Origin of the sequence: Candidatus Hepatoplasma crinochetorum Av (assembly GCF_000582535.1) — a bacterium.
Lineage (GTDB): Bacteria > Bacillota_I > Bacilli_A > Mycoplasmatales > Hepatoplasmataceae > Hepatoplasma > Hepatoplasma crinochetorum.
In genome coordinates this window covers 506,458-529,326 of the sequence record NZ_CP006932.1, presented here as the reverse complement: position 1 = coordinate 529,326, position 22,869 = coordinate 506,458, and the positions used below count along the sequence as shown (strand labels likewise).

General features: G+C 23.5%; 19 protein-coding genes and 4 tRNA genes. 11 read left to right on the top strand and 12 right to left on the bottom strand.

What is annotated here, in order from left to right:
* Window positions 1-41: 41 nt before the first annotated feature.
* On the bottom strand, window positions 42-776 hold the full coding sequence (locus X271_RS03215; protein ID WP_025208888.1) for an HNH endonuclease: 735 nt from the start codon (window positions 774-776) through the stop codon (window positions 42-44).
* A 196-nt stretch (window positions 777-972) separates the two neighbouring features.
* Here X271_RS03215 and X271_RS02455 point away from each other — a divergent pair, with 196 nt between their 5' ends.
* From X271_RS02455 to X271_RS02435, 5 genes are read left to right on the top strand one after another with little or no spacing between them, the layout of a single operon-like run.
* Entirely contained in the window at window positions 973-1,623 is a 651-nt protein-coding gene (locus X271_RS02455) for a hypothetical protein (protein WP_025208887.1), read from the top strand.
* Window positions 1,624-1,671: 48 nt separating this feature from the next.
* Window positions 1,672-2,766: a hypothetical protein gene (locus tag X271_RS02450; protein WP_025208886.1), complete on the top strand. Its 1,095-nt coding sequence runs from the start codon at window positions 1,672-1,674 to the stop codon at window positions 2,764-2,766.
* A 47-nt stretch (window positions 2,767-2,813) separates the two neighbouring features.
* Window positions 2,814-3,899 (top strand): DNA-methyltransferase, encoded by a 1,086-nt coding sequence (locus X271_RS02445; RefSeq protein ID WP_038462280.1) that lies wholly within the window; start codon window positions 2,814-2,816, stop codon window positions 3,897-3,899.
* Window positions 3,900-3,902: 3 nt separating this feature from the next.
* Window positions 3,903-4,694 carry a TdeIII family type II restriction endonuclease gene (locus X271_RS02440; RefSeq protein WP_025208884.1) on the top strand — a complete coding sequence of 264 codons (792 nt, stop codon included), beginning with the start codon at window positions 3,903-3,905 and terminating at the stop codon, window positions 4,692-4,694.
* Window positions 4,695-4,707: 13 nt separating this feature from the next.
* A complete protein-coding gene (locus X271_RS02435) occupies window positions 4,708-5,412 on the top strand; it encodes a hypothetical protein (RefSeq protein WP_025208883.1) in 705 nt (234 codons plus the stop codon).
* A gap of 2 nt (window positions 5,413-5,414) precedes the next feature.
* Here the strand turns inward: X271_RS02435 and X271_RS02430 are convergent, their stop codons facing one another.
* From X271_RS02430 to X271_RS02385, 10 genes are all read right to left on the bottom strand, one after another.
* Entirely contained in the window at window positions 5,415-6,476 is a 1,062-nt protein-coding gene (locus tag X271_RS02430; protein ID WP_025208882.1) for a potassium channel family protein, read from the bottom strand.
* A 5-nt stretch (window positions 6,477-6,481) separates the two neighbouring features.
* Entirely contained in the window at window positions 6,482-7,120 is a 639-nt protein-coding gene (locus X271_RS02425; RefSeq protein ID WP_025208881.1) for a hypothetical protein, read from the bottom strand.
* An 87-nt stretch (window positions 7,121-7,207) separates the two neighbouring features.
* Window positions 7,208-7,295, bottom strand: a tRNA-Leu gene (locus X271_RS02420).
* Window position 7,296: 1 nt separating this feature from the next.
* Window positions 7,297-7,372, bottom strand: a tRNA-Lys gene (locus tag X271_RS02415).
* 5 nt (window positions 7,373-7,377) lie between these two features.
* Window positions 7,378-7,452, bottom strand: a tRNA-Gln gene (locus X271_RS02410).
* 5 nt (window positions 7,453-7,457) lie between these two features.
* A tRNA-Tyr gene (locus X271_RS02405) sits at window positions 7,458-7,544 on the bottom strand.
* A 125-nt stretch (window positions 7,545-7,669) separates the two neighbouring features.
* A complete protein-coding gene (locus tag X271_RS02400) occupies window positions 7,670-8,428 on the bottom strand; it encodes an ABC transporter permease (RefSeq protein WP_025208880.1) in 759 nt (252 codons plus the stop codon).
* 18 nt (window positions 8,429-8,446) lie between these two features.
* On the bottom strand, window positions 8,447-9,283 hold the full coding sequence (locus X271_RS02395; RefSeq protein WP_025208879.1) for a hypothetical protein: 837 nt from the start codon (window positions 9,281-9,283) through the stop codon (window positions 8,447-8,449).
* Window positions 9,284-9,288: 5 nt separating this feature from the next.
* Window positions 9,289-10,659, bottom strand: a complete 1,371-nt coding sequence (locus X271_RS03310) for an ATP-binding cassette domain-containing protein (RefSeq protein WP_025208878.1) — start codon at window positions 10,657-10,659, stop codon at window positions 9,289-9,291.
* Window positions 10,660-10,730: 71 nt separating this feature from the next.
* Complete coding sequence (locus X271_RS02385) at window positions 10,731-12,011, bottom strand: glucose-6-phosphate isomerase (RefSeq protein WP_025208877.1); 1,281 nt, start codon at window positions 12,009-12,011, stop codon at window positions 10,731-10,733.
* Between the two features lie 147 nt (window positions 12,012-12,158).
* Between X271_RS02385 and X271_RS02380 the strand changes: the two genes are divergently transcribed.
* Both X271_RS02380 and X271_RS02375 read left to right on the top strand, forming a co-directional pair.
* On the top strand, window positions 12,159-14,489 hold the full coding sequence (locus X271_RS02380) for a hypothetical protein (protein WP_025208876.1): 2,331 nt from the start codon (window positions 12,159-12,161) through the stop codon (window positions 14,487-14,489).
* Window positions 14,490-14,500: 11 nt separating this feature from the next.
* Complete coding sequence (locus tag X271_RS02375; RefSeq protein WP_025208875.1) at window positions 14,501-16,309, top strand: hypothetical protein; 1,809 nt, start codon at window positions 14,501-14,503, stop codon at window positions 16,307-16,309.
* A 28-nt stretch (window positions 16,310-16,337) separates the two neighbouring features.
* Here the strand turns inward: X271_RS02375 and rpmB are convergent, their stop codons facing one another.
* Entirely contained in the window at window positions 16,338-16,556 is a 219-nt protein-coding gene (rpmB, locus tag X271_RS02370; RefSeq protein WP_025208874.1) for a 50S ribosomal protein L28, read from the bottom strand.
* A gap of 126 nt (window positions 16,557-16,682) precedes the next feature.
* On the opposite strand from rpmB, the gene X271_RS02365 reads away from it, so the two are divergent.
* Genes X271_RS02365 through X271_RS02350 form a run of 4 tightly spaced genes read left to right on the top strand, consistent with a single transcriptional unit; the run spans window position 16,683 to window position 22,861 of the window.
* Window positions 16,683-18,344, top strand: a complete 1,662-nt coding sequence (locus X271_RS02365) for a DAK2 domain-containing protein (protein WP_025208873.1) — start codon at window positions 16,683-16,685, stop codon at window positions 18,342-18,344.
* A 2-nt stretch (window positions 18,345-18,346) separates the two neighbouring features.
* The gene (gene plsX / locus X271_RS02360; RefSeq protein WP_025208872.1) at window positions 18,347-19,336 is read left to right on the top strand and encodes a phosphate acyltransferase PlsX; all 990 of its coding nucleotides are present in this window, start codon (window positions 18,347-18,349) and stop codon (window positions 19,334-19,336) included.
* Entirely contained in the window at window positions 19,326-20,018 is a 693-nt protein-coding gene (rnc, locus tag X271_RS02355; RefSeq protein ID WP_025208871.1) for a ribonuclease III, read from the top strand. Before plsX ends, rnc begins: the two co-directional genes overlap by 11 nt.
* Window positions 20,018-22,861: an AAA family ATPase gene (locus X271_RS02350; protein WP_025208870.1), complete on the top strand. Its 2,844-nt coding sequence runs from the start codon at window positions 20,018-20,020 to the stop codon at window positions 22,859-22,861. Before rnc ends, X271_RS02350 begins: the two co-directional genes overlap by 1 nt.
* Window positions 22,862-22,869 lie beyond the last annotated feature (8 nt).

Genomic DNA, 22,869 nt, shown 5'->3' with positions numbered 1-22,869 from the left:
CAACCTTAAGGGTTGCTTTTTATTTTGTTAATTAATAAAATTTAATTTTTATCATTTACAATATTTTTTAATTCTTCTTTAAATTCTTCTCTTTCTTTAGAAGAGTGTGCTCTACGGTGACAAGTTGGACAAAGAGCAATTAAATTATCTTTTTGATCTTTTCCACCTTCACATAGAAAATCAATATGATGAACTTCAAGATATCCTTCATCTTGATCATTTTTAAAAGTTTCTTGTCCACAATATTCACATCTATGATTTGCTCTTGCTCTAATTTCAGAAGCTAATTCTTTATTTAATTTAATTTTTTTTGTAATGATTAATTTTAAATCATCATCTAATTCACTATTTAATAGATCTAATAGATCTGTTTCTTTGTTTCCGCTTTTTGCTTTTTTAATTTTTGTTGTTGCTTTTATTGCTTTTGTTACTTTTGCTTTTTTTGTTTTAAAAGAAGTTATTGTTTTAGAAGTAGATGAAGGTTCCTTATATGTATGAACTGTATCTCCTACTACTCCTCATATTCCTTCTCCAATATTTCTATTTTCAAAGATATTATTTTTTTTATCTCATAATTTAGAATCTTTTGAATTTACTTCTAAATTTCATTTGATTGCACTTTGGTAAGATTCTTCATTTTTATATTGACTTTTATATTGTAATAATCTTTTACTATTAAAAATTTGTTGTAAGCTTAGAGAAGCAAAATTGTTATCCTTAAATGTTTCTTGTATTAATTCAACCGCTTTATCCCTAGGTAAGATAGTTTTTCCCATTTTTTATTAAATTTCCTTTTATTAATCCTATGTTTACTCTCTTTAATTATCTGTATTTAATTATATTACAAATTTTAGGAAATAAGAAATATTGAGAATGAAAGAAAAAAATTAATTATATATAATTCTAATATAGTTAATAATATTTATATTTTTAGTAATTAATATAATAAAACTATAAATGAAAATATAAATTATGGAATTATTATTTTATCTTAGAAAAATTTGAAATTTAAAATCACTAGTAATTTTAATTTTATTTTTTTTAATATGATCTACTTTTTTTATTGAATTAAATTCAGTTTTTCAAGTAGTAAAAGATCATCTAGAAACATGAAAATTAGATCCGCCAAGAATTATTATGTATTTTTCGCTTATTAATTTAATTTCAATAAGTTTTGTAGTTGTTTTAATTGATAGATGAAAAAAACTTAAGTTTCAGTTAAATAATTTTAAACTTAGAAATAGTTATTATTATTCAATTATTATTTCTTGTTTAGTAATTCTTTTAATTAGTATTATTTTTTATTATCTTGTTGCTTATTTTGTTTTATCTAATTTTAATACTTCTTATACAAAAAGATGATTTTATTATTTTATGATTAATTGCACATTTTTATATTTTATTTCGATTCTTATTAGTTTTAAATTTAAAATAATTTATTCAGCTTTTTTATTTCCGATTTATTTTATTTTACTTTTAATATTTATTTCAGGATCAGGAATTTATCCAACTTTTTATCAGTATCGAAATATAATAATTGGATCAGAAGGATTGTTTTTATTTTTATTAATAATTATTTTACTTATAGATTATTTGGTAGGGAGATATAAAGATAATAATTAATAAATATTTATTTATAATATTTGTAAATAAATAAAAAAAGATGAATTTATGAAAAATAACGGATATGATAGAGAAATTAGATCAAATAAAAAAAGAAAAAAAATTGATGAATTAATAATTTTTTTTGATAATTTTAAAAAAGCTGACGAAGAAAATATAAAAAACATTAATAAAAATGTTCAATATATAGAAAATAACATTTATTATAAAAAAATTTGAAATTTTTTTAATAAAAATAGAAAAATTAATTCAGATAAAATATTGAATTGCTTAAAAAATAATATCCCTTTCACAACAAATAGATATTTAGAACAATTTTTTGCAATTTCTAATACTTATAGTTTCAAATTTATTGAATACATTTATGAAAACATTTTAAAAATAAATTATGAAGAAAAAGAAATTATAACTTTTCAAATTTTTGATTCATTTTATAGATTGCAAGATATTTTTAGAAAATTAATAGGAGATGTTATTTATAATTTTGAATATTTTTTAAGAGTTATGCTAATGTCTATTATGAGAAAAAATAATTTAACTTTCCAAAAAATTTTCTTTTTTCCTGGAATTTTGCAAGAAAAAAAGAATAAAGAAAAATCACTTTTCCATGAATCAATAAAAATGATACCAACAACTATAAAGGATTTGAAAGAATCTAATGAATTTTTAGAAATTACTTTTGAAGAAATGAATTTTCAAGATTATATTAATTTAATTGAAAAATTAGATGATACTTCTTTTTCAAATTTATTGAGACTATTTTTTAATAATACTAAAAATATTATTCATTGAGAATTTGAAATTGTAAATAATAAAATTTTAAATTTTGAAGAATTAGATCCAAAAAATTTAGTAAATATTAAAAAAGAATTTATAAATGAATTAGAAAAAATTAAATTTTTAAGAAATCGAATATATCATAATAAAACAATTATTTTTAAAAATTGATTAAATCAAAAATATGCTTCATTAAGAGAATCAATAGAATCTTTATATAAATTATTTTACTCCAACGGAGAACTTCAAATTAATAACTTAAAATCTTCATTAAGTCAAATAATTGAAGATTTTAGAGAAGGATTAATAAAACAGTTACCATATAAAATAATAGAAATAGATAATTATTTGAAGGATTTAATTTAAAATATAAAAACAATTATTTAAAGTAATTATTTTTTATAATTAAAAAGATGAAAAATGATAATTTAGATAAATTTATAAATAAAATTAAATTAGGAAATTGTTTAGAAGAATTAAAAAAAATACCTTCTAAATCTATTGATTTAATTTTTGCTGATCCTCCTTATTTTATGCAAACAGGAACAGGTACTCTTTATAGAATTAATGGTAATAAATATAATGGCGTAGATGATGAATGGGACAAATTTGATTCATATAAAGAATATGATAAATTTACTAGAAAATGATTAACACAATGTAGAAGAATATTAAAAGATAAGGGTTCAATATGAGTAATGGGAACTTTCCATAATATTTATAGATTAGGTTATATTATTCAAGATTTAAATTTTTGAATAATTAATGATATAACTTGAGAAAAGACGAATCCTACTCCTAATTTTAGAGGTACAAAGTTTGTAAATTCAAATGAAAATTTAATATGGTTTACAAAATCTCAAAATTCTAAATTTACTTTTAATTATAAAACAATGAAAAATGAAAATAAAAAAAAACAAATGGGAAGTGTATGAAAATTTTCTATATGTTCAGGAAAAGAAAGATTAAAAGATAATAATGGTAATAAATTACATAATACACAAAAACCAGAAGATTTATTAAGAAGAATTATTTTAGCATCAACAAAAATAAATGATGTTATTTTAGATCCTTTTTTTGGAACAGGAACAACAGGAGCTGTTGCTAAAAAATTACATCGTAATTTTATAGGAATAGAAAATAATGAAAAATATATAAATTATGCTAATGATAGAATTAAAAATGTTGATAAAATTTCAAAAAATGACCCATTTTTTGATTATATTAAAGCGAAGTTTGATGAAAAGATAAAATATCCCAAAATTTTAGATTTAATAAGAGAAAATAAAATTAAATCAAAATATTTATACAATTTAAAAGAAGATAAAGTTTATTTAAATTCAGAAGGAAAAATTAAAATAAATAATGTTAAATATTCAATTCATAAAGCTACTGAAATATTTGAAAATGGTAGATATTTAAATGGTTGAAAATATTGATATATTAAGGAAGGGAATAATTATATTTCAATTGATGATATAAGAAAGGATGTTAAATAAAATATGAATTTAAATCAAGAAAAATTAGAAGAAATAATTTTAAGTGATATAAATAAAATCATAAAATCAAAAAAAGATCCTAAAGATTTTAATAAAAAAATAAAAAATAATAAAGAAAAAGTTCATTTTTTACCAATTGAATACAGAAATTTAATAAGTTATTTACAATCTTTAAGTATTACTTTTGGGAATTTTATTGAAAAATTAATACGAGATATTGTAAAAGAAGATAAAAAATATAATTTATCTAAATTATCAGGTAAAAAAATAAATGGAATTATTTCAAAAGCAGAAAATGATTCGATTGAAGATTATATGAAAAATAAGAGAGATCTTAATTTAAGTTTTTTAGATGATATTAAATATGAAAAATTAGATATAGCAAAAAAAATTAAACAAAAAGATATTGATCTTCTATTGTACGATAATAATAGCAATTATTACTTATTTGAAATAAAACTTTTAGATAATCACGATACTGGAAAGCATGAAAATATTTATAAAAAATTATTTGAAACTACTTTTGCTTTAAGAAGATATTTTGAAGAAAATAAAATAAATTATAAAAAAATTCAACCAATTTTATATTTTTTTAATGATAAAAAAAGATGAAAAGATGATTATTTAGAAGAAAATAAAAATTTACTTAGAGGAGAAGAATTTTGAATAAAATTTACTAATAATATTTTATTTAGTGATATAAAAGAAGTTTTTAATAAGGTTTCAAATAATGAAATTATTAAAAATAATTTAAAAAATGAAATAGAAAATATATTAACTAATTTCTTCAATTAAATATAATAAAAACATGACTACAATTAAGGGAAAAGTAAATACTCAGTATCAATTTTATAAAATTAATCAAAAATTGAATCTTGATAATTTAGATAAATTATCTAAATTGCAAATAAAAGAAATACAATCTAAGTTTGATTATGATTTGTTCGAGAGTTATAAAAAAATTCTTTTTCGTAAGTGGAAAGAAAAAAATTATCATAATAATCAAGTTTTTTTTAGTAAGATGAAACATATAATTATAAAATTAGATCTTAAACTTTATAATTACGAAGATTTAAATTTACAATATATGCTTGCAAGAGATTTTACAAATCGAAGATTTTTTAAAACAATTGAAGCACCTTATCCTTCTTCTTATCAAGGAATTAGCTTGAGTAAAATTGCTTATTTTTTATATAAAAATGTAAATAAATATTTGTTAGATCAAAATGAGATTTATCAATCAGAAAATAAAGGGGAACTTATTTTTTCTAATTCTGAAATTGTATTTTATGATCAAAAAAAAGATAAGATAATTGAAGTAATAAAATTTTATGAAATTAAAAAAGCAATTTTATATGATTATGGATTTGTGATTCTTTTACGAGGAGAAAGAGATATTTGCTTTAGATACAAAGATAATTTTATTCTTTTCCTTACATTAGATAGACTTATTAAGAAATTTAACTTAAAGATAAAAATTGAAAATAGAGCTAATAAAGTTGTAATTCTTTAATTTTATTTATCTTTATTTGAATCTAATTTATTTATCTCAATTGTTTGTTCTTGATCTAGAAGTTCATTAGCATTTACTGATTCCACTTGATCTGTTTTATTTTTCTTATTTTCTTTTTTAATTAGAAAAGTAATATATATATTTACAAGTTGATCATGTCGTTGTCTTTCGGGGAAAGAGATTTTATATTTTTTAAGTAATTCAATTACTTCTTCTTTTGTAAGTGAACGATATTTTTTTCATAATTTTTCTCGTGATAATTTATTTTGTTTATTAATTCTTCTTCTTACTTCTTCTAATTCATCTGTAAAACTAGTAACTACAATTGCAGTAATAATTGCAATAATTGAAATACCTACTAACGAGAAGATTGAAACAACAATTCTTCCTCCTGTAGTAATTGGAGTAATATCACCAAATCCGATTGTCGTCATCGTAATAAACATCATATATACAGCATTTCAAAAAGTATTAATATCAGGGTTAGTTTCATTTTCAAATAATCAGATTAATGTAGCTCCGAAAAAAATCATAAAAATAAAATTTATAAAGACAATTGTAAGGACTTTTCATCTACGAAATAATGTTTTATTAATTAATATAAAAGCTGAGTTTATTCTTGGAAAGAAACGAATTATTTTAAATAAACGGAAGATTAGAAAGATTGCAAATCCATTTGCTCCGAATCAAATAGGAAAAATTCCTAGAAAATCAATTATTCCTCAAAAACTAACAAAAAATAAGAAAAATGATTTATAACCTTTTCCAAGTGTATAATCAGAAATAAATCATCTTAGAATATAATCAATTGTAAGAACAATATAAAAAGCAATTGCATTAGCATCTAATCAATCAATAAAGGGATTATTTCCACTTGTTGATCATAATGCTGGTAATAAAACAAATAGTGCAAATATAATTGTAAGGATATTATAAAAATAGCTAATATAAGCATAAAACTTATTTTCTGGATAAGGTTCAATTATTTTGTAAATATAAAATCTAATTTTTGCAAAAATAGATTTAGAATTTTTTACTGTTTCATTTGTTAAGATCGTAAACATATTTATTATTTAATATCAATTGTTTCGTCTGGATTAGTATCTTCCTTATCTTTTGAATTTTTTTTATCTTTCTTATTATCTTCAATTTTTATTTCGTTTGGGTCATTGTTGTTTTGATCTGATCCATTTTGATTGAAAACATTTGGGAAATCATTTTGCATTTTTTCGAGGTTTTTTTGATAATTTTTCATAAAAAGAAAAATTTGGACTATTATTACAATTGCGACCCCTGCAATATAAAAAGGGACAGCTAATAATAAAGTTCAAAGTCCGATCGGAATTAATCAAAAATTTGTCATTACAAAAGTTCATCCTACGATTGGAAAATAAACATCTTTTTTAATATCTTTATTTTTTTTACTCATAAAATGGATAATAATTAAAGCTAGAATTGCTCAAGTACAAGCAATTGCTCATTGAATTCCATAATCAATAATTACATAAGATAATCTTGTCTGATCATTTAATCAAAGAAAGAAATTACTACCACCTGTTCCACCAAATAGAACTCAGAATAATGTATAAGGAATAATTATAAATCCTAAAATTAAGATTCATTTTAATTTAGGATTTGTTTTGATTCTATTTAATATTAGTTGAATATTTCTTTCATCTATTCTAAATTTAAAATTTTTATTATTCATAATGTTAAATTATACCATTTACATTTTTTTTAAATATTTTAACTTTATTAAAAAACTTAAAAAAAAAGTAAGATTAACTTACTTATCTGGTGCCCAGGGCGGGACTTGAACCCGCACAGTCTAATGACCAAGGGAGCTTAAGTCCCTCGTGTCTACCAAATTCCACCACCTGGGCGTGGTGATCCCAGAAGGACTTGAACCTTCGACCCACTGGTTAAAAGCCAGTTGCTCTACCGACTGAGCTATGAGACCATAAATGGCTGGTCTGGCAGGATTCGAACCTACGCATACATGGACCAAAACCATGTGCCTTACCGCTTGGCTACAGACCATTTAATGGTGGAGGGGGAGGGATTCGAACCCCCGAACCCAAAGGGAAATGATCTACAGTCACCCGCGTTTAGCCAGACTTCGCTACCCCTCCAAATAGTTGGAATTACACCTTATTTATTATACATTTTTTTAATAAAAAAGAAAGGAAATTTTAAATTTTATTTTATTAAAATAAAAAAGGCCAGAACTTAATTCTGACCTTAAAATTATTTTATCTTAATCTCATTTAAATGTTTTTAATGAAACTCCGATTGCAAGTATTGCCATTAAGATTGGAACGACAATTTCTAATCATAATTCTTCGTTGTTTACTCCTGAAACTCCAAAGTTAATAATTTGATTTGCTCATACTGTTGGATTAAAGTATCCCGTTCAGACCATAAATGGAATTTCTTGTCTTATTTCGTTATTTACTAATAATCCAGCAAGTAAGATTGAAAAGAAGAAATAAAGCATTGCAGACATTGCAAATTGTTCATCTGTTCTTGCTAATGAAACAAACATCATTCCAATTGAGTAACTAACAAAAATTGAAATAATTATTCCTAGAACAATATATCCTCAGTTAGCAACAGTAGCAAAATCAATATGTAATGTTTCTCCTGTTGTTGATGAAAGATAATATCCGGAAACAGAAAGAATCATTGTAAATGAAGTTGTTCAAACTAAACTTATTAAAAGCATTGTAAATCCATAAAGGATACTTGCTGTTAATACTTCTGGTTTTGTTATTTTTGTTGCTCCGATTCGCTTAAGCATAATCGATTTCTTAAGCGCAATCATTGTAAATCCAAATCCAAATGTTCCAGATTGCATCAACATTATTGAAATAATCTTGAAAAAGGATGTTGTAAGTTCTTCATCATTTGTTCCACTAATGAATACTAAAACAAAAACAATTGGTGTAACAAGTGGAAAGGCCAATGATGGAGATTTTATATTTGTTTTTAAAATTAATTTATAAAGCGCAGTCATTTTTTCGTTCCTTTCCTTCTATTGATCTCATTTGAATGCTTTCACGGTAAATGGCATTACAATAATCATAAATACAAATGGCATAAAGAAGTCTAATGCGCTTCTATATCCTTCGATTGTTTCAAAACCATCAAATGGTGCAGTAGCTATATTATCTGCTGTAAAATTAAATACATCAAATCCATTTACTGAACTTACGATGAATTCTCTATTTCAACCTATTGGTGTTAGTTTTCCTGCTATATTCATTCAATCTCTTTGATTTGCGATTGTTACTCCTCCACCTAAAAACACTGCGAAGAAGAAATAAAATAATGTAATTATATTATATGTATCTGTATTAGGAGAAATTGAAATAAAGAATAGAGAAATAATGTAACTAACAATAGCTCCAATAAGAATTGCAAGAATAAGTCCTGCTCATTTTATTCCTGCTCAATTTGTTTCAATGTTTTCTCCTGTTGAATATGTTCCGAAAAATCCTGTAGCTCCTAATAATCATTGTAAGAAGAATATTCAAACCATAACAAATAGTAAAGTTGTAACACCTCAAAGAACGATTTCTGAGATAACTTGTGTTTTTGTTATTTTTGTTGCTCCAATTCTTTTTAAAAGAATAGAGTCTCTTAAATTAAAGATTGTAAAACCAAAGTTATTTGCTGATGATATAATCATCGCAGATATTGCCATTCCAAAAGAAGTTTGAACAAGCAATTGCGTTTGTTGATCTGAAGTACCAGTAACACTAGCAATTGCTCCTAAAACAACCAAGAAGAAGGTAGCAAATATAAAACTGAAATAAGAAAAAGGGTTCTTAAATCAGACTCTGGCTTGCATTTTATAAAGTGCAAACATTTTAGTTAATTTTTTTCTCCTTCTTTTTCTTTTCTTTTTTGACGACCTGATTTATTTACTCTTAAATCAAGATTTTTCTTGAAGACATTTAAATAAAGATTATTCATATAATCATCAAAATGTTTTCATTCTTTTAAAATTGATTTTAAAGGTCTATCTTCATATATTTTTCCACTGTGGATAACAACAACTCTATCTACAAGTTCGATAACTTCATCAGAGTTATGTGATACTAATAATAATGTTGCATCATTTTCATGAATATATGATTTAATATATGATTTAATTTTTGTTCTAGATTCAACATCAAGACCTGTTCCTACTTCATCTAAAATTAAAATTTTAGGATTATTTACAATTGCAAGAAGAATATTTAGACGTTGTTGTTGTCCTCCTGATAATCCTTTTGCTACATCTTTTTTAAGATATTTAACATCAAAAGTTTCATAAAGATGATCTAAATCTTCATTTGAAATTTTAATATCTGAAGCATCAATTATAAATCTAACAATATCACTAACTTTATAAAAATCAGGATAAGAAGAATCTTGGAATTGAATTCCAATTTTTGCTGAAATTTTTTCTTTTGTATGTCCGAATGAATAAAGAAGTTCTCCGCTTGTTGGTTCTTTTACTTGCGCAATTATTTCAGATAATGTACTTTTTCCAGCACCATTTGCACCAACAACAGCAACTTTTTCTCCTGGCATAACTTTAAGATCTATTCCATTTAGAACTTCAGTTTTACCATATTTTTTTCTAAGGTTTTTAATTACCAATTGATATTTTCCTTCAATTAATTTTTCACCTTGATCAAGATGAGCTGCATTTTTTGCTTTAATTTTAGAAATCAATCTTTTTGGTTTTTTGCTTTTTTTTGATTCTTCTGTTTTTTCAATTTTTTTTGGTTCTTTTGAAGAATTATCTATTTTTTTAGCAGATGAAGATTCTTGATATGTATGAACTGTATCTCCTACTAATCCTCATATTCCTTCTCCAATATTTCTATTTTCAAAAATAGTGTTTTTTTGATCTCATAATTTAGAATCTTTTGAATTTACTTCTAAGTTTCATTTAATTGCACTTTCATAAGATTCTTCATTTTTATATTGTTTTTTATATTTTAATAATCTTTTACTATTAAAAATTTGTTGTAAGCTTAGAGGAGCAAAATTATTATCTTTAAATATTTCTTGTATTAATTCAACTGCTTTATCTCTAGGTAAAATAGTTTTTCCACTTTTTATTGGTCTTTTTTTATCTTCAAGTAATTTTATTAATTCTTTTTTACTTATAGAAGATTTATATTTTATGTTTTTTTGGTCAGCTTCTTTTTTAAGTTGAGCAACTGTTAAACTTTCTAATTTTTTATCCATACTAGTCCTTTATTTTTTGAAAAAATTAATTAAAATTATAGCATTATAAATTTAAAAAATAAATCTTTATTTTATTTTTTAAATTTTAAATTTTCTAGTAAATGCTTTTTATATATTTCCACTCCTGGTTGATTAAAAGGATTTATTTTTAATAAGTATCCTGAACAAGTAACCGCAATAAAGAAAAAATATCATAAATAACCTAATGTTTTTTCATCATTTTTATTAAAACTAATTATAATATTTGCAATATTTCCATCTCTTGTATGTGCTTTTAAAACTCCTTTTAATACTTGTTTGTTAATATAATCGATTGTTTTTCCTTCAAGATAATTTAATTGATCTAAATCTAAATCTTCTTTTGTGATTTTAACATCTTGATCTTCATATTCTTGTCAAATTGTTGTTTCAAAAAAAGTTCTTTTTCCTTCTTGAATAAATTGCCCAAGAGAATGAAGATCTCTTGTATAATTTACAGAATTTGGAAACAAACCTTTTCCTTCTTTTCCTTCAGATTCTCCAAATAATTGTTTAAGTCATTCTCCCAGCATTATAAAGTCTTCATTATAAGTTACAAATATTTCTGATGTCAATCTCTTTTTATAAAGAATATTTCTTGCTACAGCATATTGATAAGCAATATTTTCTTTTAAATTAGAATTCTTAAAATCATCCATTGCTAATTTTATACCTTCTAATAATTCTTTAATATTAATTCCAGCAAAAGCCATTGGAAATAAACCTACAGAAGTTATTCCTGAAAAACGACCACCAATTCCATCTGGAATGATAAATTTTTGATAATTATATTTTTCAACAAAATTATTTAATAAGCCTTTTTTACGATCGGTAATTACAACAATGAAATCTTTCATTTTTGCTTTTCCAATTTTTTTCTCTAGTAAATTTCGAAAATATCTAAAAGCAATTGCTGGTTCAATTGTTTTTCCTGATTTTGAAATAACACAAATTGCTCAATTTTTATTTTTTAATTTTTCTTCAATTTGTTTATAGTAATTACTAGAAAGATTTATTCCTGCAAAAATAACTTTATTATTTGCTCTTAAAGATCCATTTATAAAATCAATCCCTGTTTTTGCTCCTAAATAAGAACCACCAATTCCTAGCACTAAAAGTGTATCAACTTTATTAATTGTTTTTAAGTTTTTAATTTTAAAATTAATTGCATTTATTTCAGTATTTGTAATTGTTTTAGCTCAATTATATCAATCAAGCATTTCATTACCTTGACCTGTTCTATTAATAATCATTTGGTGAATAGTATTTACTTTAGATTGATAACTATATATTTTTTTTTCAATTTTTGAATTTTTGAGATTAAGTTTTATCATTTTATATCCTATTTTTTAATATTAATTTTTAATACATTTATAAATAACAAGATTAAATTAATTTTACTATTTTAATTTTACGATTAATTATTTTTATCTATATTATCAATAATAATATAGAATCTTTTTATTATAATAATAATAATTATGACGCCGCAAAGAGAAGTTAAAGATTCACTTATTTTTAAGGATAGTGATCCTAAAAATAAAGATGAGCAAGCAAAAGTAAAGAATAATACAAAAAAAGAGAACATCGAACCAAAAAAAGAAAGTGAAAAAAAGGATGATCATTCTTTTTATGATAAAAAAGATCATTCTGAACAAAAAAATTGATTTAGAAGACATTTAAAATTATTAATAATAATTTTAATAATTTTTATTATCTTGCTAGCTTTAGGTTTAGGATTAGGTTTAGGATTATCTAATAAAGAAGAAAAATCTGGTATTAAATTTGGTGATGAATATTATACATTAGAACAAATTGAAGAGCTTATTATTGATAATCAAAATGATCCTGCACAATATGAAACGAATTATCTGAAAGACAATGCTGTTGTTTGGGGTTATAAAGTTTTAATAGATAAAGGATTAGGATCTAAAAAGGATTTAGATAGTGCTGAAAATAAAGCTGATAATCAGATAAGTGATGAAAAAGATACTTATCGTGACCAATATGGAAATGATTGAAAAAAAGAGTGAAATAAAAATCTTTTATCATTAGGATTTGATACAGAAGATCAATATCGTAATAATTTAATTTCTGAATCTCTTTTATCCTCTATTTCAACTATTCTTTCAGAAGACACTTATATTTATTTTGATGATTCGACAGATCCACTTACAAAAAAATATCGTTCAACTTTAGAAACTCCATCATCAAGATATTATGGATTTAATGGTGATTTTAATCAACAGACAATTTTTTATGATGATCCTGTTCTTAATAAAACAGTAATTAATCATCAATTTTTATTTGATTTATATCAAAAAATTTATAAACCTATTAATTATGAAGATATTTTAATTCCTTTTACTTTTGAAAATCCTGATCGAGAGGGGTTAACAAGTAAAACAGAATCATTTGCTCTTACTACTGAAAATATCGATGATGTTTGAGTATTTTTAGCTGATCTTGCAGTTATTTCTTATCAAAATATTTATAATACATCAATTGATGATTGAGAATTTTTAGATTTTAATAATACTGATTATTCTAGTGCACCAACTTTTACTGATTCTGGTGTTACAAGTTTATCTGATAGTGTTTCTGCAAATTCAACAGTTTCATTAGTTTTAATGGAAGTTTATGATAATTTAATTTCAGAAAATTATCAATCTAATGAAGATTTTGATAATGATACATATAATTCATCTTTAATGTTTAGTAGATATTATGCTTTTTTTGAAGAAGTAGGACTTGAGTATCGTGATGTTTTTAAAGATATTTTTGCTCCATCTGCTGAAACTTTTCCAATTACTAATTTAAATAAATATCAATATTTTATTCCTGGTTATGGAGCAACTACAGAAATTGATCCTAATGATAATGTAATTTGAACTTATGATAGTTTACCAACTACTGATCAAGAAAGATATGATTATATTAATCAAACTTTTGATGGTGAATATACAGATGTTTATATTAGTAATTTAACAGGACAAACAGGGGGTAATCAAGTTGTTGCTCAAGTAAATAAGGGATTTTACGCACAAGTTTTTGATTATTCAAATTTAGTTGATAATACTGATCGACAGATTTTTTATCATTTACAAATTCCGACTATTAATCATTATAATTATGATCAAACAACTGGTTTTACATTTAGTAATGTAAAATCTAATATTACTAATGATAAGATTGATAATAGTACAAACATTGAAGAAGATTATTATCTTACTCAATCAATTGATGGAATGCATTTAGTTCATGATAATGTTTTTAATGATCAAGAAGAATCAGGGATAAGTGATGCTCAAGTAATGTTATCTTATCAACTTGATCAAAAATTATTACAAAATAATCCTGATTCAATTAGTCAACTTTATCAATATCAATATGATATTATTGAAAGCTATCAATCTTGATTAACTACAAATGCAAAAGATATTATTTTTAATCAGTATTTAAATTATTTAGATCAAACTTATAATCCTGATGGAAATGAATTTACAGATCAAGAAAAAAGTGCACTTGAAAATGGCGAAGATTTGGATTGAGAGCTTAAAGCTGATCCAAATGAGATTTTAGGACAATTTTATAATCAAGTTTTTTGAAATGATATCTCTAAAACAACTACACAAGTAGCAAGATCAAATGATTTCTTTGATAAGTATGGGGATATTTACTTAGGTGATTTTGATGTAGCAAATTGAAATGCTAATTTACATAATTTACTTTCATATTTTTCATTCGAAGGAAATGATTTTGAATTAAAAACAATTGATCAGATTTATCAGTCAGGAAATTTAAGTAATTAGAGGAATAAATTATGAAGCAAGAAGAAAAAAAACAATTTTGAACAAAGAAATTTATTATTACACTTATCGTATTAATTACAATTTTAATTAGTATCATTCTTTCTTTTACTTTTTATTTTGGAAAAAATGTAAATGATAATAATATGATAATTCATCTTGGAAATAAGGAATATGTTTATTCTGAAAAAGAATTAAATACATTCTTAGTTAAATATAAAAAAGAAAATGATTATTCTTCTATTTATCCAAATTTTAATACACTAGAAGAAGGAGAAGATGATGGAAGTGATGATACTGATACTTCTTCTCCTGATGTTTATACATATAATACCGCAGCTGAGGAAAATGCTGCTATTATCTTAAAAACATTTTTACAATCATCTCTTACAGGAGAAAGTTTTATAAAAGAAGCTGATGATACTACAACAATAAATGAAGGATCAATTTTAAATCCTACAGAAGATAATAAGTGAATTGAATCAGAATATATAAATACAAATGGCTACAACTATGATACTTATTATCAATTAACAGATAAATTTGCAGCAATTAAATTATTTAATGATACAACATTACCGACTAGTGAAGATATGTATCAATATTTAGAAGCATTTAGCACAAAATATCGCGACATGATTAAAATAAGTGGAATAAATGATTTTGTAACTACTATATTTCCAAAAAATGTTTGAGATGTTGAAAATTATTATATTGAAAATGGCGATACTGACTCATATCAACAATTATTATCATTTTTAAATGATACAATTGAATATCAAACTGAAATTGCAAAAGCACTTTTCGTTTATAGTTACCTTTGACAAAAAGATTCAAAAGCTGATTTTGATTATTATTTAACAGAAGAAATGTATTTTGATCGCCCAATGTTTATTTGAAATATTGAATACGACAATATTTCAAAAGCAAATCAACCGACAACAGAAATAACATTAGATAATTGAAATTCAATATATGATAAAACATATGTAAATGAAGATAATACTAAAACAAATTTTTTAGATGAAATTAATAAAGATTATGCAAAAAGCTATTTATCAAATGATGAAGAAGCTTTACGTGGATTTAATGGGGTTGTAAGTGTTGCTAATTCAGAATTAGTTGTTTCTTCTATTTTTACAGATTTTAATCAATATTACAATTATAAATATGATGTAAACGATAATAATGGAGAAGAATTAGTTTCACTTATTACAGATGATTTAGATAAGGGTAATCAATTTGCAAAACTTAATATTTATAATCCTAATTATTTTTATTCAGCAGAAGATGAACCTTGAAAAACAACAGCAGATGGAACAGTTGTTAAGATAAAAGTAGAAGATGATGTTCCTGATGATGGGGAAGATACTGTTTCTTCACAAAATCTTAGTGCTCTTCCTTCTGATATTGGAAAATATACAGGATATTCATATATATACTATCCGATATTTCCTTTTCCTTTTGCAAAAAACTATCATGAGGATAATCAAAATATTCAACAGTATTTTTATCAAATTAAAGTAATTGACAATGGTGATGGAACTTATTCACCTTATGATTCAGCAAAAGATGATCAATCAGTTCTTTTATTTGATGTTCTTTTTGATCAATATGAAAATGAAGGTTCAAATAGTTTAAATTATGGAAGAGAAGAGATTGTTTATTACATAGTTTATTCAATTTATACTAATAATAAAGATAATTTATTATCAGATGCTTATAGATATTGAAATAGTAAGGGATTTTATATCGTATTACAAGGAGATCTAGAAGATCAATATAGTTCATTATTACCACAAGAAATTCAAAGAGATGAATAAAAAAAGCAAAATCAATTGATTTTGCTTTTTAAAGAGATAAGTTTAAATTTACTTCTTGTCCTTTATTGCTATTTTTTAATGTCTTAATTGTCTTGGCAGACAACATTAATTTTTCTTTTTTTCCATTTATTATTATTGTTGTTTTTTGAAGGTTCACATCTCATTTTTTTCTTCTAGCATTTAATGATTTTGATCTGCTATTTCCGTATTGTGGACCTTTATTTGAAATATCACATTTTCTAGACATAATAAAATAATATCAAATTTGTTAATTATCTCTTAAAAAATTAATTTTATAATAATGTTATAATTTATTTTATATTTAATAATTTTATTATAAAATTAATTTTTCAGGGAGATAAATAGCAAATAAATGAAATCACATAAAGAGACGATATTAAGTGTTCTTGAATCAGGAATAGCAAATATTCAAAAAAATGAACAAAAAATAAATGATTTAAATGTTTTTCCTGTTCCTGATGGTGATACTGGATCAAATATGACTGGCACATTAGTTAATGCTTGAAATAATATTAATGAAAATTCAGAAACTGATATTGAGATACTTAATGATTTTGCAAAAGGAGCATTACTTGGAGCTAGAGGTAATTCTGGAGTTATTAGTTCACAATTAATAAAAGGATTAGCAGAGGGAGTTAAAAAAGTTGGAAAATTTTCAACTTCGGTTTCAGATCTTAAAAAAATATTAAAATCTGTTTGTGAATATGGATATAAGGCTGTTTCTAATCCTGTAGAAGGAACAATTCTTTCTGTTGCAAAAGCAATGGAAGAAGAATTTAAAGGAAAAGAATTAGATTTTGTTGAGTCAATTCAGAAATTAAGAGATATAGCAAAAAAAGCAGTAAATAATACACCTAATCAATTAAAGGTTTTAAAAGAAGCAGGAGTAGTTGATTCTGGAGCATATGGTGTTTTAATGTTTTTAGAAGGAGTATTGCGGGCAGCAATTGGAAAACCGCTTACAATTCAAGCAAAAGAACCAACAGCACATATAAAAAAAACAAGTAAAAAAACTAATTTAAAAGCAGATCCTAATAAAAATATTGGTTATTGTACTGAATTTATTTTAACTTTAAAACAACCAAGCAAATTTCCTCATAATAGATTTAAGACTTTATTGAAAAAAATTGGTGATTCTTTAGTTATGATTCAAGAAGAAGATATATTAAAAGTTCATGTCCATGTAAAAGAGCCAGGAGAAATTTTTAATATCGCTCAAAAATATGGAGAATTTACAAAAATAAAAGCTGATAATATGGCTTTACAAGCGGAAGAGGCCGGTCATGTTGTTACTCTTTCAGGAGTAACTAAATATCAACCAAAAAATCCTAAAAATGATTTAATTAATGATCGATTAGCAATTATTGCTGTTTCAGATGGAATTGGATTAGATAAAGAATTTAGTGATCTTGGAGTTGATACTGTAATAAGTGGAGGACAATCATTTAATCCTTCAGTAAATGATTTTATTAGTGAGATTAATAATTTAAATTATCGTAATATTTTACTTTTACCAAATAATGGAAATATTATTCTTACTGTAGAGGCTGTAAAAAATAATATTGATGATAAAAACATTTATATTTTACCAACAAAAACAATTCAAGAAGGAATTTTTGCTTTATATAATATTAATAAAGAAAATATGGTTGATTTTAAGAAACATCAAGTAGAATTAAAAGCAAAAATAAATAAATTAAAAGAAGTTTCTATTACAAAATCAATTAAAGATACAAAGCAAAATGATCTAGATATTAAGAAAGATAATTTTATTGCAATTACAGAAAAGAAGATCGTTTTTGCAGAAGAGAACCTATTAACAATACTAGAAAAGGTATTTAATAAATATATTGATAAAAAAATTGAAGTTGTAACAATTTTTTATAATGATGAAATTTCAAAATTAGATATTAAAAAAATGCAAAAGACAATTTTTAAAAAATTTAAAGATGTAGAATTTGAGTTATCTTATGGTGGTCAAGATATTTATCATATCTTATTATTTATGGAGTAAATATGAAAAAAATAATCGCATTTGATTTAATGTCGGGAGATAAAGGATTTGAACCTGCTTTTAATGCAGCAGAAGAATTTTTAAGTAAAAATCAAGATTATAAAATAATCGCATTTGTTACAGGGGAAATCGAAATTCCAGTTGTTTACAATCAAAATATTAAATTTGTAATATGTAAAGATATAATTTCACAAACCGATGGACCGATGCAAATTAAAAGAAAAGAGGATTCCACTTTAATAAAAGCTATTAAAAGTGTTCTATCAAAAGAAGCTGATCTTGTTGTTTCAGCTGCTTCTTCTGGTTCTTTAGTTACGGCCGGATATGTTTATTTTCGGACAATTAATGCAAATTTAAGACCTGCTTTTTCACCAATTTTTAAAAATATTTTTGGTGATAAAAAAATTTTAATAGATGGAGGAGCAAATGCAAATCCTGATTCTGATACCTTAGTAACTTATGCAATTATGGGAACAGAATATTTTAAAGCACTAGGGATTTCAAATAGACCACGTGTTAAATTACTTAATATTGGAGAAGAAGAATCCAAAGGGAATAATTTATTAAAAGAAACTCATCAAAAATTAAAAGCTGAGAAAAGAATTAATTTCTTAGGAAATATTGAATCTGATCGTTTATTATATGGAGATGAAGATATAATAGTTTCAGATGGAATTAGTGGAAATATTGCAATTAAAGCATATGAAGGATCATTTAATCTTGTTTATGGAATTATGAAAGAAAGTGCAAATAAATCATTCCTTACAAAAATAGGTTTGTTATTTGCAAAAGATTTACGAAAAAGATTTAAAAATGCTTTTAGTGGTGATGATATAGGTGGAGCAATTGTATTAGGGTTAAATCATTTACTTATTAAAGTACACGGAGGGTCTGATACAAAATATTTTCTAAATTCATTAATTTTAGGAAAACAATTATTAGAAAATAAATTATTAGAAAATATTAAAAATAAACTAAAAAATGAAAAATAGCTTTGAGGATTTTTTATTAAAAAATGGTATTAAATTTAAAAATATTAATTATTATCATATTGCCTTTACGCATATGTCTTTTAGTCATGAATCAAAAGATAATGCGGAAAGTTATGAACGCTTAGAATTTTTAGGTGATTCAATTTTAGGTTATATTGTAGGTGAATATATTTTTAAAAATTTCAAAAATTTACCACCAGGAGAAATGACACTAATTCGTTCAAAACATGTTGATAAAACTAATCTTTCAAAAATAGGAAAAAAATTACAATTTGAAAAATATATTTATCGAGGATTAGGAGAACAAAAAAATCAACCTTCTGATTCAGTTTATGAAGATGTATTTGAATCATTAATTGCGGCAATTTATCTTGATATTGGATTAAAAGCAACTAAAAAATTTGTTACAAAAAATATTTTGATTGATCTTAAAAAGAATTTAAAAGAAAAATCTACTTTCAAAGATTATAAAACAAGATTACAAGAGAATTTACAAGCTGATGGAGGGAATACGGCATTTTATCAAGTAATTAAGCAAAAAAGAGAAGGAAATAAAAATATTTTTACTGTTGCTGTTTTTCATGATAATAATAAATTGGGAGAAGGAATAGGTAATTCAAAAAAAGAAGCAGAACAAAAAGCAGCAAAAAATGCAATTAGTAAAAGGGTGGATCTAAAATAATGTTTCTAAAAAAAATTGAGCTCAAAGGTTTTAAATCATTTGCTTTTCCTACAGTAATTGAATTTAAAAAAGGACTTACAGTAATTGTTGGTCCAAATGGTTCAGGAAAATCAAATATTAATGATGCTTTAAAATGAGTTCTGGGAGAATCATCAAAAAAAACTTTACGTGCAAAACAAACGGATGATATGATTTTTAGTGGATCACATACAAAAGAAGCTGCTTCTTTTGCAGAGGTTAATCTTTTTTTTGATAATAGTAATAAATTATTAGAACATGAAGAAGATGAAATAATAATTACGAGAAAGTTGTATCGTAAAAAAAATGAAAATCAATATTTTATTAATAGAGAAAAAGTAAGAAGAAAAGATGTTAAAAATCTTTTTTTAGATACAGGATTAGGAAATACTGATCTTTCAATTATCTCGCAAGGATCGGTTGCAAAAATAGCAGAAGCAAGACCACAAGATTTGAGATTATTATTAGAAGAGGCTTCAGGTGTAAGTAAATATCAAATTCATAAAAAAGAAGCAGTTTTAAAATTAGAAAAAGTAGCAACTAATTTAGAGATTTTTGAAGTTAAATTAAATGGATTAAAAAAACAAATTGCTCCACTTAAAAAAGCAAGTGAACAAGCTAAAAATTATCTTAAGATAAAAGAAGAACTTACTAAAATTGAATTACCTTTAATAAAAAGTCTTTTATTAGATGGATATAATAAACAAGACGAATTAAAAAATCTAGAAGAAAAATCAAAACAAGAAAAAATTTTAATTGAAAAAATTCTTAATAAACTAGCAAAAGATTTAAAAGAAGATCAAGTTACATTATTAGATTTAGATCAAGAAATTACCAAATTACATACAATCCAAAATGATTTGCAAAATAATTTAAATAAGAAAATAAGTTTCAATGGTGATAAAAAAGAGTTTAGTAATAAAATTAAATATTCTCTTTATGGAATAAATGATTTAAAAGATATTATTAAGCAAACAGAAAATGAAGAAGAAGATTTAAATAAGCAAATTAGTAGTTTAAAAACAAAAATGTTTGAACTTAGATCAGAAACTGAAAATTATATTGCTAAATTAAATCAAGTTAATTTTCAATTAGATAATCTTAAAAATGCTGATAAAAATTATAATCAAGCAGTAAAATCAATATTAGATAATAAATTAATATTTAATTTAGTATATGGAACTGTAAAAGATTTAATTAAAGTAGATTCACAATATGAATTAGCACTAGAAACTGCAATTGGATCAAAATTTAAAAATATTGTTGTAAATAATGAAAAAACAATAAAAGAAACAGTTGCTTTTTTGAAAAAAAATAAATTAGGAATTGCTACTTTTATTCCTGCGGAAAATGTAAAGGAAAAATTTATTATTGATGAACTTAAAAGTGTAATTATTAAAATTAGTGGTTTTAATTCTATTTTAAGTGATGTAATTAAAGCAGATTCTAAATTTAAAAAAGTAGTATCTTCACTTGCGGGAAATATTGTTATTTTTAATGACTTAGATTCTGCTCTTCTTGCTGCTAAATTTATTCAATATCGTTTATCAATCGTTACTTTAGAGGGTGATATTATTTATCCTGGTTTTACAGTAAAGGGAGGATTTAGCAATAAAAATATTAAAAAATTTGAACTTGAAAGATATCAATTAGCAAAAGAAAAATTAGCAAAAGTAATTAATAAAAATGAAATAATGATTGATAATCTGGAAAATAATATTTTAGATTTTAATGCAAAAAGAGATATTGTTCAAAAAGGAAATATTCGCAATGCTGAAAGATTACATTTTTTAGAAAAAGATCTTCAACAATTATTAGAAAGTTATCATACAATTTTTAAGGAAGAATTTGATTTAGAAAAATTAGAAATTAAAAAAGATCTTAAAAAACCCTTATCACTAGAAAAAATAAATAATCAAATAAGAAATTTAAATCAAAAAAAACATCAATTATCACTAAAAATAATAGATTCACAAGATAATCAACAATTACAAAATAAAAAATGACAAGATTTATTACAAAAAATTCAATATTCAGAGATTAATCTTGATAAAATCGAAAGATTAATCTCTGAAAATACCGATATTTTAAATAAAGATTATCAATTAACTTATCAAAACCTTTTAGAAAAGGATTTTAAAAAATTAAAAGAACCAATTGATGAAATTATTATTAAACAACAAGAATATCGAAAAGAATTACGAGCAATTGGATATATTGATCAAGAAGCAATTAAAAGATATCAAGAATTAACTGCAGAATATCAAAAATTAGATCATGAAATTAAAGAATTAACAGAAGCAAAAGAAAAATTAACTTCTACAATTGATATTATGGATCAAGAAATGATCAAGCGAATTAAAAATACTTATTTAAAAATAAATGATCGTTTTGATGCCATTTTTAAAACATTATTTAGAGGTGGACATGCTAAAATTGAATTTATTGAACCAGATAATTTATTGGAATCTGGACTTGAAATAAGAGCTTCTGCTCCTGGAAAATCTGTAAAAAATCTTTCCTTATATTCGGGAGGAGAAAAATCATTGATTGCTATTTCTTTAATTTTTGCAATTAATGAAATTAGAAATCTTCCTCTTTTATTATTGGATGAAGTAGAAGCAGCATTAGATGAAGCAAATGTAGAAAGATTTGCAAATTTTGCTAAAATTTTAAATAATCAAACACAATTAATTATTGTATCTCATAGACCAGGAACAATGGAAAAAGCAGATATCTTATATGGTGTTACAATGCAAGAAAAAGGTGTTACAAGTATTTTTAATGTTAGTTTAGATAAAGTAAAAGAAGAATTTATAAATTAAAAGGAAGA